General features: G+C 74.2%; 17 protein-coding genes. 10 read left to right on the top strand and 7 right to left on the bottom strand.

Annotated features, from left to right (window positions below; translation table 11 throughout):
• The first annotated feature begins 1 nt into the window (after position 1).
• The 4 genes from ACFWU6_RS17275 to ACFWU6_RS17290 all read left to right on the top strand — a co-directional run bounded on the left by ACFWU6_RS17275 (position 2) and on the right by ACFWU6_RS17290 (position 2,642).
• Positions 2–484 carry an SRPBCC family protein gene (locus ACFWU6_RS17275; RefSeq protein ID WP_383808936.1) on the top strand — a complete coding sequence of 161 codons (483 nt, stop codon included), beginning with the start codon at positions 2–4 and terminating at the stop codon, positions 482–484.
• A 39-nt stretch (positions 485–523) separates the two neighbouring features.
• Positions 524–856: a TcmI family type II polyketide cyclase gene (locus ACFWU6_RS17280; RefSeq protein ID WP_383808933.1), complete on the top strand. Its 333-nt coding sequence runs from the start codon at positions 524–526 to the stop codon at positions 854–856.
• A gap of 173 nt (positions 857–1,029) precedes the next feature.
• Positions 1,030–1,950, top strand: coding sequence for a MurR/RpiR family transcriptional regulator (locus ACFWU6_RS17285; RefSeq protein WP_383808930.1), 921 nt, complete (start codon positions 1,030–1,032; stop codon positions 1,948–1,950).
• A 314-nt stretch (positions 1,951–2,264) separates the two neighbouring features.
• Positions 2,265–2,642 carry a hypothetical protein gene (locus ACFWU6_RS17290; RefSeq protein ID WP_383808927.1) on the top strand — a complete coding sequence of 126 codons (378 nt, stop codon included), beginning with the start codon at positions 2,265–2,267 and terminating at the stop codon, positions 2,640–2,642.
• 7 nt (positions 2,643–2,649) lie between these two features.
• Here the strand turns inward: ACFWU6_RS17290 and ACFWU6_RS17295 are convergent, their stop codons facing one another.
• Positions 2,650–3,021 (bottom strand): toxin Doc, encoded by a 372-nt coding sequence (locus ACFWU6_RS17295; RefSeq protein ID WP_383808924.1) that lies wholly within the window; start codon positions 3,019–3,021, stop codon positions 2,650–2,652.
• 423 nt (positions 3,022–3,444) lie between these two features.
• Between ACFWU6_RS17295 and ACFWU6_RS17300 the strand changes: the two genes are divergently transcribed.
• Positions 3,445–3,996 carry a hypothetical protein gene (locus ACFWU6_RS17300; RefSeq protein ID WP_383808921.1) on the top strand — a complete coding sequence of 184 codons (552 nt, stop codon included), beginning with the start codon at positions 3,445–3,447 and terminating at the stop codon, positions 3,994–3,996.
• 57 nt (positions 3,997–4,053) lie between these two features.
• Here ACFWU6_RS17300 and ACFWU6_RS17305 read toward each other — a convergent pair whose 3' ends face one another.
• From ACFWU6_RS17305 to ACFWU6_RS17330, 6 genes are all read right to left on the bottom strand, one after another.
• A complete protein-coding gene (locus ACFWU6_RS17305; RefSeq protein WP_383981761.1) occupies positions 4,054–4,446 on the bottom strand; it encodes a hypothetical protein in 393 nt (130 codons plus the stop codon).
• 274 nt (positions 4,447–4,720) lie between these two features.
• The gene (locus tag ACFWU6_RS17310; RefSeq protein WP_383809388.1) at positions 4,721–5,905 is read right to left on the bottom strand and encodes a zinc-dependent alcohol dehydrogenase; all 1,185 of its coding nucleotides are present in this window, start codon (positions 5,903–5,905) and stop codon (positions 4,721–4,723) included.
• Positions 5,906–6,032: 127 nt separating this feature from the next.
• On the bottom strand, positions 6,033–6,848 hold the full coding sequence (locus ACFWU6_RS17315; protein ID WP_383809385.1) for a glycosyltransferase family 2 protein: 816 nt from the start codon (positions 6,846–6,848) through the stop codon (positions 6,033–6,035).
• Positions 6,833–7,858, bottom strand: coding sequence for a glycosyltransferase (locus tag ACFWU6_RS17320; protein ID WP_383809383.1), 1,026 nt, complete (start codon positions 7,856–7,858; stop codon positions 6,833–6,835). Before ACFWU6_RS17320 ends, ACFWU6_RS17315 begins: the two co-directional genes overlap by 16 nt.
• Positions 7,855–8,922: a glycosyltransferase family 4 protein gene (locus ACFWU6_RS17325; RefSeq protein WP_383809380.1), complete on the bottom strand. Its 1,068-nt coding sequence runs from the start codon at positions 8,920–8,922 to the stop codon at positions 7,855–7,857. Before ACFWU6_RS17325 ends, ACFWU6_RS17320 begins: the two co-directional genes overlap by 4 nt.
• Positions 8,919–10,013 carry a glycosyltransferase family 1 protein gene (locus ACFWU6_RS17330; RefSeq protein ID WP_383809377.1) on the bottom strand — a complete coding sequence of 365 codons (1,095 nt, stop codon included), beginning with the start codon at positions 10,011–10,013 and terminating at the stop codon, positions 8,919–8,921. Before ACFWU6_RS17330 ends, ACFWU6_RS17325 begins: the two co-directional genes overlap by 4 nt.
• A 244-nt stretch (positions 10,014–10,257) precedes the next feature.
• On the opposite strand from ACFWU6_RS17330, the gene ACFWU6_RS17335 reads away from it, so the two are divergent.
• The 5 genes from ACFWU6_RS17335 (at position 10,258) to ACFWU6_RS17355 (ending at position 14,647) form a co-directional block, all read left to right on the top strand.
• Complete coding sequence (locus tag ACFWU6_RS17335) at positions 10,258–11,211, top strand: DUF72 domain-containing protein (RefSeq protein ID WP_383809374.1); 954 nt, start codon at positions 10,258–10,260, stop codon at positions 11,209–11,211.
• A 16-nt stretch (positions 11,212–11,227) separates the two neighbouring features.
• Complete coding sequence (locus ACFWU6_RS17340; protein WP_383809371.1) at positions 11,228–11,650, top strand: YjbQ family protein; 423 nt, start codon at positions 11,228–11,230, stop codon at positions 11,648–11,650.
• Between the two features lie 232 nt (positions 11,651–11,882).
• Positions 11,883–12,158, top strand: a complete 276-nt coding sequence (locus ACFWU6_RS17345) for an isoamylase early set domain-containing protein (RefSeq protein WP_383809369.1) — start codon at positions 11,883–11,885, stop codon at positions 12,156–12,158.
• 82 nt (positions 12,159–12,240) lie between these two features.
• Entirely contained in the window at positions 12,241–13,599 is a 1,359-nt protein-coding gene (locus tag ACFWU6_RS17350; protein ID WP_383809366.1) for a PP2C family protein-serine/threonine phosphatase, read from the top strand.
• Positions 13,600–13,753: 154 nt separating this feature from the next.
• Complete coding sequence (locus ACFWU6_RS17355; protein WP_383981763.1) at positions 13,754–14,647, top strand: SDR family oxidoreductase; 894 nt, start codon at positions 13,754–13,756, stop codon at positions 14,645–14,647.
• Positions 14,648–14,864 lie beyond the last annotated feature (217 nt).

A 14,864-nucleotide genomic window follows, 5' to 3' on the forward strand; every position in this document is an offset into this window, starting at 1 on the left:
GATGGCAGGCCACACCGAGAACGAGATCACCGTCAACGCCCCCCTGGACCTGGTGTGGGAGGTGACCAACGACCTCCCCAACTGGCCGCAGCTGTTCAGTGAGTACGCCTCGCTGGAGATCCTGGAGGAGGAGGGGGACACCACCCGCTTCCGGCTCACCATGCACCCCGACGAGAACGGCCAGGTGTGGAGCTGGGTGTCGGAGCGGACCGCCGACCGCAAGGGCCGCACCGTGCGCGCCCGCCGGGTCGAGACCGGTCCGTTCGCGCACATGGACATCCACTGGCAGTACGACGAGGTGCCCGGCGGCGGCACGCGGATGAAGTGGACGCAGGACTTCGCGATGAAGCCCGAGGCCCCGGTCGACGACGCGTGGATGACCGACAACATCAACCGCAACTCCAAGGTCCAGATGGCCCTCATCCGGGACAAGATCGAGCAGCGCGAGCGCGAGAGCAGTGCTCCCGCCGTCAGCCGCCGCTGACCGCCCCGACCGCCCCCGAAGCGAAAGGCAGCACACCGGATGCACCGCGCTCTCATCGTCGCCCGCATGGCGCCGGGATCGGCCCCCGACATCGCCGAGCTGTTCGCCGACTCGGACGCGGGCGAGCTTCCCCAGCTCGTCGGGGTCTCGCGCCGCAGCCTGTTCCAGTTCGGCGACGTGTACCTCCACCTGATCGAGTCCGAGCGACCGCCCGGACCGGCCATCGCGCAGGTCACCGAGCACCCTGAGTTCCGGGAGCTCAGCGACCGGCTCACCGCCTACATCAGCCCGCACGACCCGCAGACCTGGCGCGGCCCGAAGGACGCCATGGCCCACGAGTTCTACCGCTGGGAGAACCCCGCCGCGAAGTGACCCGAGCGGCTCGGACGGGACCCGCACACAGGAGTGTGCGGGTCCCGCCGCGCGTTCGCGCCGTCAGGGCCCGGGCCGGCCCTCGTGCCGGAGACGGGGACGGTCCGGCGCGTCGGCGACCACAGGGCGTGAGCTATGTTTGAACACGAGTGACATGAGAAGGAGGCCCTCCGGTGTCATCGGGGCAGCAGGCACGCGCGCAGGCGGCTGCGATCACGCCGAGCGGGCGTCAGCCGGCGGAGCTCGGCAAACCCCCGGCGGACCGGCTCCTCGCGCTCTTCGACGGCCGCAGGCTCTCCCCCGGCCAGCGCCGCATCGCCCAGTACCTCATCGACCACCTCACCGAGGCGGCGTTCCTGTCGATCACCGAGCTGGCCGAGCGGGTGGGCGTCAGCCAGCCGTCCGTGACCCGGTTCGCCTCGTCCCTCGGGTTCAGCGGCTACCCCGCCCTGCGGGACGTGCTCCAGCCCATCGCGCTCAGCGCGGTCGCCGGGTCCCCGGACAGCCGTGAGCAGATCCGCCGCAACGAGCTCCAGGCCGCCGTGGACGCCGAGATCGAGAACCTGGAGAACGTGCGGCGGCTGCTGGCCGACACCAACCAGGTCCTGGACATCGGCCGCGAGCTGGCGGCCTCCGTGCCCCTGACCGTGCTGGGGCTGCGGATCTCGGTCTCGCTGGCGGAGTACTTCGCGTACGCGGCCCGGCGCATCCACCCCGACGTACGGCTGGTCACGCGCGGCGGCAGCGTCGCCTTCGACGCCCTGCTCCAGTCCCGGGCGGCCGGCGGCACCTGGGTCCTGGCCTTCGCGATGCCCCGGCACGCCAAGGAGACCCTGGCGGCGATCCGGGCGGCCCGCAGCACGGGGCTGCGCGTCGTGCTCATCACGGACCCCACGCTGGGGCCCCTGGTGGACGAAGCGGACGTATCGCTGACGGCCGGCACCGGATCCCGCCTGGTGTTCGACTCGTACGCGGCGCCCGGCGTGCTGTCCGCCGCACTGCTCCAAGCCATGGCCGATGCCGATCCGGAACGGACGCAGGCCCGGCTCGAAAGCTATGAGCAGGTCGCTGACCAGCACGGATTCTTCCTCTAAGGCCACTCTCGGCGGGGTGGACGAGGGGCGTATTCACGCCACCGCGTGCATGAATTTTTTCATACGCTTGCGTACTCAACGGTATATATGTTTACTGGCGGCGGCGCTCCGGATCCACCAGATGCCAAGGAGGGCGACCCCACGCCCTTCTGAAGAGACACCCGGCACGACGATCCTCCTCAGGTCGCGACCCGGGTGCCGAGTCCAGGCTTTCGGATCCCGCAGAGCGCCCCGGCGGCCTCGGTCAACCCCTGGGCCGGGGCCGCCCACCAGCACGTCTCGATCAGAGTTCGACACCCTCGGAAGTGACGAGAATGCCCCAGACGGCCACCATCACGCGCAATCCCGACTGGCCCATGCAGGTCAAACCCCCCGGGACCCACGACTGGGAGCGCACGGCCACGCGCTGGCTCCGGGAGCTCCTCCCGGCCCGCTACGCCAGCTACCTGACGCTCAACCGCCACCCCGCGATCCTCGTCCGGCACGTGCAGCTCCAGTTGCAGCACGAGATGCGCGCCGTCCGCGTGGCCCTCCAGACCAGCCGGGCCGAGCTCCCGACGCTGGGCGTGGCCGATTCCGTGATCGAGAACACCATCCACATGTACGCGGTCGAGCTGGAGCAGCTCAGCCGACTGGCCCGCGGGGTCCGGCTGGTCGACGACGCGCTCAAGGCCGCGCAGCGCAGGCGCTGAGCGGCCCCTACCGCTGCCAGGAGCGCAGGCGGTCGGCGACGTCGAAGACGGTGGCGCGCAGCCGCCGCACGTCGGTGATCAGGTCGCGCCACTGCTCGTACGGGGCGTCGACCGCCCCGCCGCAGGCCTCGACGTAGGCGACGGCGACCCCGTAGGCGAAGTACTCGTTCTGGTCGGGGAGCGGCCGCAGCAGGACGATCGCCTCCAGCAGGGCCGCCGCGCGCCAGTAGGCGTCCGGTCGGTCCTCCCGCAGGCGGGGGGTGTTCACCCGGTGCCGGGCGACGGCGGCGACCAGAGCCGAGTGGTCCGCCACCTCCACGTCCTTGAACAGCGCTTCCTGACGCTCCAGCAGCCAGCGGTGGTCGATGTGCAGCTCCACGCGCGCCTCACGCCGCCCGGGAGCCCGCGCCGCGGCCGGGGCCGCACGCGCGCGGGGGGATGGTGGTCTGGGCCATGCCCCGAGTATCCACGTCCGCGCCCCGTCCCGGAGGCCTTTCCGTCCGCGCCGCCCGGCCCGGTCCGCAGCCGGACGGCGCGGGGGCCGATCGGGCGGGAGCCGTCGACGGTGGCGTGGCGATGGCCGGAAAGCTGCCCTCCGGAGGCACCCGCCAGCCGGACCGGGGCGCCGTCGAGAGCGCAACGGACCCGGGCACGGGGGCCGCGGCCGGACGACCGGGCCCTGCGCCCCGGCGGTTTCGGCCGCGGCCGAAAAAGTAGGTGAACTGTACAGCGCACAGGTGTTCCGCACCGGAGCCTGCGCCTCCTACGGTCGGTGCAGCACAGTTCCGGACCAGGAGGCAGCGTGGAGCGCGAGATCGGCATCGATGAACTGGTGGCGGCGATGAAGGCCGTCGACGAGGCGGGTCGGCTCTTCGAGGAGGCACTCGCCGTGTACGGGGCCCGCGGCCCCCGGCGGACCAGCGACGACTTCAACGTGGCGGGTGGCTCGATCCAGACCCTGCAGGGCGCCGAGGAGATGGTCCGCGGCGCCCGGCGGCTCCTCGCGGACCTCGCGTTGATCGTCGGGTACGCGACGGCGGGCCTGGGGGACCGGGCGGGCGGTCGGCTGGAGGCGGCGCGCAAGGGGTTCACCGGCATCGCCGGCGGCGGCTCCCGGATGGCCCGCCCGCTGCTGGAGCCGACCCTGGAGGGGCTGCGGCTCCTCCAGGCCGTGGAGCTCTTCGAGCCCGCGTTCCGTGAGGAGGTCGAGGCGGTCGTCCGCGCCGAGAAGGCGACGTACCCGGACCCCTCGACGTTCCGGGTCCCCGCCGCCGCGAGCGGGACCGCAGCCACGGGCGGACCCTCGGCAGCGGCGGGAACCACATCTGCGCCGGTCGTGCGCCGCCCGGCCTGAGCCGGCGCCCGGCCCGGCACCCCGGGGCCGCCGGGGTGCCGGGCCGGGCAGAGGCGTTCAGTGGGCCTTGCTGTCGGGCGGGGGGTCCTGCGGGTCGACGCCGGTAACGGCGGACGCGTCCCTGGTCCCGCTGGGGCGCCGGGAGCGGCCCTTCGGTCCCGTGTCGTGCATGCCGTCGTCGTCGCTGCCCGCCTTGCTGTGGTCTTCGCCGCGGCGGCTCGTGCTCTTGACGGGCTCGCCGTGCGGGTTCCCGGCCTCCTCCTTCGAGACGGTGCGGCCGGGGCCCTTGGCGGGTGCGTACCGGTCGGGATGGAAGGAGCGGTGGGCGCTCGGGTTGTCCTGCTGCCGGGTGCTGTCCACGTCGGGGGACCACCCGTGCTGCTCGGTGCCCTTGTGGGGGCTGGGGCCCTCGCCGTGCGGGGGTTGGGATTCCTTCGGCTGCTTGGCCATGGTCCGACCTGCCTGTCTTCCTGTACGGGTCCTTCCGCCTGCGCTCCGGAGTTCCACGCGCAGACTGCCGGGAGGCCGACCGCCGCGGAGCCGGGGCACGTCATGCCCGCGGGGCGGTGCCGGGACCGGGTACGGTCCCGGCCGCGACGGTCACATGCGGGGACTACCCCCCGTCGGCTTGATCACCCCTCCGGGGCCCGTCCGGCATGCCACCGGGACACCCGCCGCCCGCGGCGCCCTCCCGTCACAGCCCTGGCCTGCGGGTCCGGTCCGGTCACGGTGTGAAGAGGACCTTGACGGCCCCGTCCCGCTTCTTCTGGAACATCTCGTACGCGTCCGGCGCCTGCTCCAGGGGCAGTCGGTGGGTGGCGAAGTCGTCGACGCCGAGGGGGTCTTCGTCGGTGAGCAGCGGAAGGATGTCGTCGACCCAGCGCCGGACGTTGGCCTGGCCCATGCGCAGGTGCAGCTGCTTGTCGAACATGGTGAGCAGCGGCAGCGGATCGACCGCGCCGCCGTAGACCCCGGACACCGAGACGGTTCCGCCGCGCCGCACGAGGTCGATCGAGGTGTGGAGCGCGGAGAGGCGGTCGACTCCCGCCCGCTTCATCATGGGCTGGGCCAGGGCGTCCGGCAGGAGGCCGGTCATGCTCTGTGCGGCGCCGGCGATGCGACTGCCGTGGGCCTCCATGCCCACCGCGTCGATCACGGCGTCCGGGCCCCGCCCTCCGGTGAGCGCGCGGACGGCGTCCGCGAGGTCGGCGCCGTGCTCCTTGAGGTTCAGGGCGTGGATGCCGCGGCGGGCGACGCGCTCCAGCCGTTCGGGGACGAGGTCGATGCCGATGACGGTGCCGGCCCCCCGGTGGGCGGCGATGCGGCAGCTCATGTCGCCGATCGGCCCCAGACCCAGGACGGCGACGCTGCCGCCCGGCGGAACGGCCGCGTACTCGACGGCCTGCCATGCCGTGGGCAGCACGTCGGACAGGTAGACGAACCGCTCGTCGGACGGCCCGTCGGGGACCCGGATGGGCAGGGAGTTCCCGAAGGGGACGCGCAGGTACTGGGCCTGGCCGCCCGGCACCTGCCCGTAGAGCTTCGTGTAGCCGAAGAGGGCGGCTCCGGTCCCGTGCTCGTGGACCTGCGTCGTCTCGCACTGGGACTGCAGGCCCCGGTCACACATGAAGCACGAGCCGCACGAGATGTTGAAGGGGATCACCACCCGGTCCCCGGGTTTCAGCGAGGTGACCTCCGGCCCCACTTCCTCGACGATTCCCATGGGCTCGTGCCCGAGGATGTCGCCGGGGTCGAGGAACGCTCCGAGAACCTCATAGAGGTGCAGGTCCGAGCCGCACAAGCCGGTCGTCGTGACCTTGATGACCACGTCGTCGCCGTTGCGGACGGTGGGGTCCGGCACGGTGTCGACGCGTACGTCCCGCTTGCCGTGCCATGTGAGTGCCCTCATGATTCCTCCTGGCCGATTGTTCTGACTCGGACTGGTTCATCACCGTTCATCCCGCGGCGACCACACGGTGCACGTGCCCCCGGCCGTGTGGACGAACCGACGGGGCCGTGCCCTTCCGCCGCCGGTCTCATCCCCTGCGCCAGGTGTCGGTGGCCGGGACGTACTCCACCAGGCCCGCCGCCTCGAAGTCGCGCAGCCACCCCTCCATCGGCCACGTCCCCCAGCGCTCCCGGTGGAGCGCCCCGTTGCGGAGGATGTCGTCGAGGTGCTGGACGGGCGGGTGGTGTGTCGGATGGTGCTGGTGGTAGGCGGGGGCGCCGCCCACCCACCACAGGTCCACGCCCCGCCGGGCCGCCGTGGCGGCGAAGTCGGTGTCCTCGCCCCCGTAGCCCGTGTACGCCTCGCAGAAGCCGCCGATACGGGTCCACGTGGCGGCCGTCAGGGCGAAGGACAACGACCAGAACAAGCGCGGGTCCCCGCCGCGCAGGACCTGGTCGTCCGACGGAACGGGACGGCCCCCGTGCGGCGCCGCCAGTTCCGGCAGCTGTTCGAGCCGGTAGCCCCCGGGCGGCGGGGGCGGCAGGTAGGAGACGGTGCCGCAGAGCAGCGCACCCTCCCGGGCGGTACCGGCGTACCGCCCCAGGAGGGCGGGGCCGGGCACGCAGTCCACGTCGAGGAAGACGAGGACGTCGGCGCCGGCCGCGAGGGCCCGGGAGGCCCCCGCGTTGCGGGCGGCGGCGAGGGGCAGGCGCCCGTCCGCCAGCGGCAGGGTGATGACGTCCGCCGCCGGCGCCCCCTCGGCGAGGAGGGCCTCGATGCCGGGGTCGGCCATGGAGACGACCACGTAGTGGTCGGGGGCGAGCGCGCTGCGGGCGAAACCGGCCTGCTGTAGGCGCAGGTGGGCGTGGCGGCCGGCCGCGAGGGTGATCACCGCGGTACGCACGCGGACCGTCCCGGTGTGCGCGCGGCCAGGTCGTCGAGGAGCCGTCCCGCGCTCCGGGCGCCGTCCCCCGCCGACCACTGCGCCCAGCGGTCCGGGCGGCCGGCGGCCTCCGCGAGCAGACCGGGCCACGCGTCCGGAGGCGGCCAGGAGTCCCGCACGGTGGCCAGGCCCGCCGTCTCCAGTGCTCGGGCCGTCGCGTGCTGCTCCCGGTGGGGCCGGTCCTGGGGGATGACGACGGCCGGGACCCGGGCCGCGGCGCACTCCGCCACGGCGTTCTGCCCGGCGTGGGTGACGACCACGTCCGCGCGGCACAGCACCGGCCACGGGTCGTCGACCCAGTCGCTCCGCGGCCCGCCGAGGAAGGTCCACGACCACTGGGGGGTGGCGCGGATCGCATCCCGTACCTGGCGGTCGGTGACGTCCGACCCGCCCGCTCCCAGCATCACCACCACTTCCCTGCGGGCGCGGGCGCGGTCGCGCCCGCGGTCGGCGCCGGGCCGGACGCGTCCGTCGTAGCGGGAGATGCCCCCGGTGTGCAGGGCCTTGGCGTGCCAGTGGGCCGGCCAGCCCGGCTCGGGCAGGGAGCCGGGCCAGGGGGCGATGAGGGCCTCGGCCATGTCGTACGCGAGGCGGTGCGCCTCGTCCCCCCGGTCCCCGCGCATGGCGGCGACCACGACGGGGGTGCCCATGAGACGGGCCAGCGTGGCGGCTTCCACCGACACGTCGCTGACGAACAGCGCGGGGCCCTCCCTGCGGATCCAGTCGGCGATCATCCCCATCCGCTCGCGGTGGCCCGCGTGACGGGCCGGAACCCAGTGCAGTCGGCCCCGCGCCGTGGGATCGACCGGGCCGTCGACGGCGTCCGGGGGGAGCGGGACCCAGCCCCCCTCCCACGTCCGCGGCCGGGGAAGGGAGGACAGGACGGTGACCGGGCCCTGCACATGGGCGGCGATGCACTCGGCGCGGTGCAGGTGTCCGCGGCCCTGGTGGTGGACGTAGTAGCCGATCACCCCATCACCTCCTGGTACAGGCCGGTGTAGGCGTCGGCGGTGCGGTCCAGGGAGCAGAAGCGCTCAGCCCGCCGCCGGGCGTCACACCGGTCGAGCTTCACGGCCCGCGGGATGAGCTCCGCGAGGGCCTCCACGTCCCCCGGCGGAGCCAGCAGGCCGCAGTCCGGGGTGAGGATCTCCGACAGCGCCCCGCGGTCGAAGCCGCACACGGGTGTGCCGCAGGCCAGCGCCTCCGCGACCACCAGCCCGTACGGCTCGTCCCAGCTGGGCGTGACCAGAGCGGCGCTCGCCGCACCGAGGAGGTCGACGAGCCCCCGGCGGTCCAGGTGCCCGACGTACCGCGCGTCCTCGCCGAGCAGGGGGGCGACCCGTTCGTCGAAGTACCGGCGGTCCGAGATCGGCCCCGCGAGCCTGAGGGGCAGGCCGGCCGCACGCGCGGCCTCGATCGCCAGGTGGGGGCCCTTCTCCGGGACCAGGCGGCCGGACCAGGCCAGGTCTCCGCCGCCCGGACCGGGACGCCAGAAGTCGGTGTCGACGCCGTTGCGCACGACCCGGGCGGCAGCCACCGTGGGCCGCCAGGCGTTGGCGGTGAAGCGGCTCACGGCGGTGAAGGTCACAGGACAGGTGTCACCGCTGTGGATGGCGGACTCCAACCACGGCGTGGGCGGGGTGTGGAGCGTGGTCACCACCGGAACGCGCAGCGCCGGGGCCATCGCGACGGGAAGGTAGTGCAGGCTGTTGTTGTGCACCACGTCGAACCGGTGCTCGCCGTCCCGCGCCAGGTCCAGCATCAGCGCCAGGTAGGCGTGGTGCTCCTCCATCCACGTGTCGCTGGGCATGCTGACGTCCGAGCGCGCCGTCGCGCTCAGCTCGGTACGGCGCATGGGCAGTTCGCGTGCTCCGAGCGCGGGGTCGGAGCCGGGCGCGGCGAAGAGTTCGACCCGGTGTCCGCGCCGGTGCAGGGTGTGTGCGAGTCCCCACGTGTGCGCTTCCAGCCCTCCCGCGAACGGCTCGCTGATCGGGAAGCGAGCCGATGCGATGAGGGCAACCCGCAGGCCGCTCACCGCAGCGCGCTCGCGTACAGGGCGCGGTGCGCGGCGGCGAGTTCGATCCGCTCCTGCGTACGCCGGCCCGCGGTGGCCCGGGGCGCCGGCCGCTCCTCGTAGGCCGTGCGCACCGCCTCGGCCAGGGACTGCTCGTCGAGGCCGCCCCGCTGGGTGTGCCCGTAGGTCAGGCAGGGGCGCTGCTGGTCGTAGAAGCCGCAGTCCGGAGCCGCCACGGCGGTGCCCAGGTCGTGGCACGCCTCCAGCCATCCGGAGTGGGTGCCGAACACGTAGGGGAGCACCGACAGGTCCAGCGACTCCAGGTAGTCCCAGAGCTGCCCGTCGTCGAAGTAGTCGTGGACGGTCAGCGTGAGGCGGCCCCGGGCGGCGAGCTCCTCCAGCTCCCGGAGGAGCTCCGGGGCGTGGGAGGCGGCGCAGGGGTCGGTCACCTCCCGGTGGATGTTCACGTACAGCTCGGCGTCCGGGAGGTCGCCCACCGTGTCGGCCAGGACGCGTACGACGGGCAGGACGGACATGTTCGGCCTCAGGCTCTTGGCGTGCACGCCGACCCGGAAGCGGTCTCGGGAGGGCCTGGCGCGCCCCAGCCGTGCCAGCTCCACCACGTGGGGGTGCGGGAGCACGGCCGCCGTGCGGTTCCAGCGGCTGTGGATGCTCTGGGCGGCGCCGGGCGTCAGGGTGATGAGCCGGTCCGCGGCGGGGATGACGACGTCCAGGGCGGCGTCGTGGGCGGCAGGATCGGGCTGGTGGGGGTTGCGCAGGTCGTGCACCGTGTAGACCAGGGGTTTGCCGTGCCGCTCGAGGGTGTCGACCAGCGCCGACAGTTGCGCGGGGCTCTGGGCGTCGAACCCGAAGTGCAGGTGGAAGACGTCGAAGTCCCGGTGGTGGGCGTTCACCCAGTCGGGGTCCAGCATCACCGGCGGCCACCAGCGTCGGGAGGTGCTGGCCGCGCCGTTGGGACGCGGGTCCTTCAGCCGTCGCACGCCGTCCGGGTCCGGCGAGGAGCAGTGCCTCACGTACACGTGGCCGGCGGGTACGGAGGCGACCCGGATGTCGCCCCGGGGACGGGAGTGCGGCGGAGGCTGTTCGGACACGGTGTCCACTCCTTCGGTGAGGCGGCGGCCGGCAGGGGACGACCTGCCGCACCAGTGTGTTGAGCACGACCGGCCCGCGCACCCCGGCCGCCCACCCCCGGCCCGGGCGGCAGGCGGGCGGAGGGCCGCCCGGCGTCGGGCGGCGGGGCGCCCGGGCCGGGGCGCCGCCCATCCGCCGGCCGGGTGAGGAACCGCCCGGCGCAGTGCCCCGGTATCGGGGGCGTTGGCGGGTACACGCGCGCCCATGGGTGAGATTCTGGTGGGCGCGTGTTCCTGGACGGACCCGGCGCTGGTCGCCGGCGGATGGTATCCGGTCGGCCGACGCGACCCGGAGGGACGGCTGCGGTACTACGCCTCCCGGTTTCCGGTCGTGGAGGTCGACTCCACCTACTACGGGCTGCCCAGCATCCGCAACAGCCGGCTGTGGGTGCAGCGGACCCCGCCCGGCTTCCGGTTCGACGTCAAGGCGTTCTCCCTCCTCACCGGCCACCCGACCCGGGCGGCCGCCCTCCCCGCCGACCTGCGGCCGACGGGAGGCCGGCCCGCCTGGGTACGGGCCGACGACGGGCTGCGCGAGGAGGTGTGGCAGCGCTTCAGCGGCGCGCTCGAACCCCTGCGCGAGGGCGGACGGCTGGGGACGCTGCTGTTCCAGTTCCCGCCGTCGCTCGCCCCCGGGGCAGGGGCCGAGGCGTTCGTCGAGGAATGCGCCGGACGGGCGGACGGCTGGCCGGTGGCAGTGGAGTTCCGCCACCCCGGGTGGTGGGACGGGCAGCGGCGGACGGCCACGGCCGGCCTGCTGGCCCGGCACGGGATGACGGCCGTGGCCGTCGACACGGTCCAGGGCCTGCCCGCGTCCGTTCCTCCCGTCTCGGTCGTCACCGCGCCGGACCTCGCGGTGGTGCGCTTCCACGGGCGCAGTCCCGCATGGGGTTCCACCGGCCCCGGCAGCAAGGAGGAGAAGTACCGCCACGTGTACACGCGGGAGGAGCTGGCGCCCTGGGTGCCGCGGGTGCGGGAGATGGCGGAGCAGGCCGAAGCGGTCCACGTGCTGTTCAACAACTGCTGCGCCGACGCGTCCGTCCGGGCGGCGGAGACGATGCTGCGGATGCTCGGCGAGAAGGCGGCCGTCCCGGCCCCCCGCGCCGGCGCGGTGCCGCGAACCGCCGAGACGTCCGATGCCCCGCACCGCAGGCACTAGCGACGAGGATGGCCGCATGAACGACCGATTCGCCACGCGCACCATCGAGGTCACCACCGGTTCGGCGGAGACCGTCCACGACCTGACCGACGCCTGCGCCGCGTTCCTGAGGGAGACGGCCCGCGGGCGGGACGGGCTGCTCAACCTGTTCACCCCGCACGCCACGGCGGGGCTCGCCGTCATCGAGACGGGGGCGGGCAGCGACGACGACCTGCTCGACGCGCTGCGCGGGCTGCTCCCGCCCGACGACCGCTGGAGACACCGGCACGGGTCGCCCGGCCACGGACGCGACCACGTCCTGCCCGCCCTGGTCCCCCCGCACGCCACCCTTCCGGTCCTCCGGGGTGAACTCTCCCTGGGCACGTGGCAGTCGGTGGTCCTGGTGGACACCAACCGGGACAACCCCCACCGCACGGTCCGGCTCAGCTTCCTCGGGTGACGGCGCGGGCAGGGAGCTCCTCGGGGAGCGGCCGCCGACCACTTCGTGCGCGAGCGGCGTGACGGCCCTCCGGGGTTCCGTCGCGGAATGCGCCTTCCCGCGCCCCGCCGAGGCAACCGTTCGGGTGCATTGAGCGGGTTTTCCGTCGGTCGGATCGTCGCGCCGGGGGGCTCCGGCCGCCCGCGCCCGCAGGATGGAGCGCCGTACCCGCCATGCCGAGACAGGAGCACCGGTGCTGGAGCGCAAGGTCCGCAAGGACCGTACCGAGATCACGTTCGTCCTTCCCGCAGACGCCCCGCCCGGGCCGGTCAGTGTCGTCGGCGACTTCAACGACTGGGAGCCCGGGCGGCACACCCTGGTCCCGCGCGAGGACGGCCGGCGCGCGGTGACCGTCGCCCTGCCCAGCGCCACGGAGCACTCCTTCCGCTACCTCGCCGCAGGCGACTACTGGTTCAACGACGAGAGCGCTCCGGAGAGCAGCGGCACCAACAGCCGGCTGAGCACCTGACCCGCGCACCCGACCCGGGCCCGGGCGCCGTGCGGTCACCCGAGGCGGGCCGGACCCACAGAGGCGAGGGAAAGGGCGGACGGTGGACGACTTCGAAGTCGACGACGTGGTCCAGCAGGCCCTGGACCGGCTGACGCTGCTGGCCGAGGCCGCGACGGCGCTGTCGAGCACGCTCGACCCGCAACGGGCCCTGGAACGGGTGTGCCACGTCATGGTGGCCCGCCTGGCGGACTGGTGCGCCGTGGACGTCGTCGAGGAAGGGGGCGGTGGCCGGCGGCGTGCGTGCGTCGTACAGCGCGGACCGGCCACCGCCGCCGTCCACCCGCCCGCCCCCGCGGGCGGGGCAGCCGCCCTGGACCGCGTCCTCGCCGGTGCGGGGCCCCTGCTGCTGCTCGGGGAGCAGACCGCGCCGGCCGGCCCCCGCCCACCAGCCGACACCGCGGGCACCCTCCAGCCGGAGCCCGCCGCCGGCCCCGACGCCCACAGCGCGATCATCGCGCCCCTGCGGTCCCGCAGGCAGGTCTTCGGAGCCCTGACGCTCGCCCGCACGGGAGGCCGGCCCCCGCTCACCGCCGACGACCTTCCGCTCGCCGAAGACCTGGCGCACCGCATCGCCCTGTCCCTGGACAACGCCCGCCTGCACCGGCAGACCCAGCACATCGCCGAACGCCTCCAGCGCTCGCTCCTGCCGGACCTGCCCACCACGGGCCCGCTCCACATCGCCGGCCGCTACGTGCCCGCCGCGACGACCGCCGAAGTGGGCGGAGACTGGTACGACAGCTTCACCCTCCCCTCGGGCGCCACCGCCCTCATCATCGGCGACGTCACGGGACACGACCTGCGCGCCGCGATCGGCATGAGCCAGCTGCGCAACATGCTGCGCGGCATCGGCTGCGACCGCCAGGAACCGCCCCACAGAATCCTGCAACGCCTCGACCTCGCACACCACACCCTCAACCCCGACGCCACCGCCACCTGCATCTACGGAATCCTGGAGCAGGACACACTCGGAAGCTGGACCCTGGACCACTCCAGCGCGGGCCACCCCCCGCCCCTGCTCATCACCCGGGAGGGCGACACCCGGTACCTCGACGGCGGCAGGGGTCTGCTGCTCGGCGTGGAACCGGCGTGGCCGCGCACCGACGCCAGCGCACGCCTGCCGGCCCACGCCACGGTCCTGCTCTACACCGACGGCCTGATCGAACGCCGCCGCGAGCCGCTCGACACCGGCCTGACCCGGCTGAGGCAACACGCCGCCGCCCTCAGCCGCGAGCCCCTGGAAGCCTTCTGCGACGCGATCATCGCGGGGCTGTCCAGCGACCACGCCGACGACGTGGCGATCCTCGCCGTCCGCGTGCCGGTGCCTGCGCACAGCGCCCCGACGGCGTCCCGGCGACGGCTCTGCGCACCAGCGGACGGCGAACGGCGCCCGCCGGCCTGATGCCGTGGCCGGGCCGCGGGGAGCAGCCGCGCGGTCTGCCGGCCGCCCCTTCGGCATGCGGGGGTTCGCGCCCCCCTCGGGCGGGCAGGCGCCCCACGGCGGCGCACCGGGGGCCACCGCCGAGACAGCGGGGCCACCACCGAGGAGGACCGTGATGGGTCGCATTCACGCGTTGCGGGGCCGTACCGCAGTCGTCACCGGCGCCGCCCGCGGGCTGGGTGCCGGCCTGGCGCGGGAAATGGCCCGGCGCGGCATGAGGATCGCACTCCTCGGGCTGGAGGAGGAACGGCTGCAGCAGGCCGCCCGGGACCTGCCGGTCGACACCCGGTGCTACGAGGTCGACGTCACCGACGAAGAGGCGATGAGGCGGACCGCCGGGGAGGTCACCGACGACCTGGGCGCCCCGTCCGTCGTGATCGCCAACGCCGGGATCGCCGAAGGCGGCCCGTTCGTCCTCGCCGACATGGCCTCGTGGAGGCGCGTCGTCGAGGTCAACCTGGTCGGCAGCGCCCTCACCGCCTCCTCGTTCCTACCGGGCCTGCTGGCTTCCCGGGGCTACTTCCTACAGATCGCCTCCACCGCGGCGTTCGGCTCGGCGCCGCTGATGAGCGCTTACTGCGCCTCGAAGGCGGGGGTGGAGTCGTTCGCCCAGTCCCTGCGCGCCGAGCTGGCGTCCCGGCAAGTCGGTGTCGGCATCGCGTACGTGCACTGGACGGACACGGACATGATCCGCGACGCCGACCGGCACACGGTGCTGCGGGAACTGCGGGCACACATGCCCCCGGGCGCCCGCCGGACCTACCCGGTGCCGCGCGTGGCGGCCTGGGTCGCCCGAGGCGTCGACCACCGCTCCGCGACCGTGTACGCGCCGCCTCGGCTGCGCCTCGTCCAGCCCCTGCGACCCCTCCTGCCGCTCGCCGTCACCGCCGTCTCGCGGCGGGCGATGCCGCGCCTCACGGAGCGCGGTCCGGTGGAACCGACCGGCCTGCTGGGCGCCGGAGGCCGGGCCGATGAACGCGCACAGGGGCGCGCGCCGCTCCACGGCTGAGCGCGGCACGGCGAGGTGACACCGGCCGGGCGAAGTCCGTGACCGGCCGCCGCAGTTCGACCGGTGCACCGCACCGCCCTCACGGGCATGCTCCTGCCCCATGGCTCCATGGCTCCATGGCCCGGGATCGCGAGAGTTCGGGGGCCACTCCCGTGCCGCGGCCGCGATCCGTGCGTACGGCCGCGGATCGGGGGCACCCGCGCTGCACAGCGCCAGT

This window comes from Streptomyces sp. NPDC058674, assembly GCF_042716505.1.
Classification (GTDB): domain Bacteria; phylum Actinomycetota; class Actinomycetes; order Streptomycetales; family Streptomycetaceae; genus Streptomyces.

Bases quoted from the DNA above. Each gene is read 5' to 3' on its own strand.
- ACFWU6_RS17275 (WP_383808936.1), top strand. From the start codon at position 2: ATGGCAGGCCACACCGAGAACGAGATCACCGTCAACGCCCCCCTGGAC.
- ACFWU6_RS17280 (WP_383808933.1), top strand. From the start codon at position 524: ATGCACCGCGCTCTCATCGTCGCCCGCATGGCGCCGGGATCGGCCCCC.
- ACFWU6_RS17290 (WP_383808927.1), top strand. From the start codon at position 2,265: ATGCCCCAGACGGCCACCATCACGCGCAATCCCGACTGGCCCATGCAG.
- ACFWU6_RS17305 (WP_383981761.1), bottom strand. From the start codon at position 4,446: ATGGCCAAGCAGCCGAAGGAATCCCAACCCCCGCACGGCGAGGGCCCC.
- ACFWU6_RS17310 (WP_383809388.1), bottom strand. From the start codon at position 5,905: ATGAGGGCACTCACATGGCACGGCAAGCGGGACGTACGCGTCGACACC.
- ACFWU6_RS17335 (WP_383809374.1), top strand. From the start codon at position 10,258: ATGGGTGAGATTCTGGTGGGCGCGTGTTCCTGGACGGACCCGGCGCTG.
- ACFWU6_RS17340 (WP_383809371.1), top strand. From the start codon at position 11,228: ATGAACGACCGATTCGCCACGCGCACCATCGAGGTCACCACCGGTTCG.
- ACFWU6_RS17355 (WP_383981763.1), top strand. From the start codon at position 13,754: ATGGGTCGCATTCACGCGTTGCGGGGCCGTACCGCAGTCGTCACCGGC.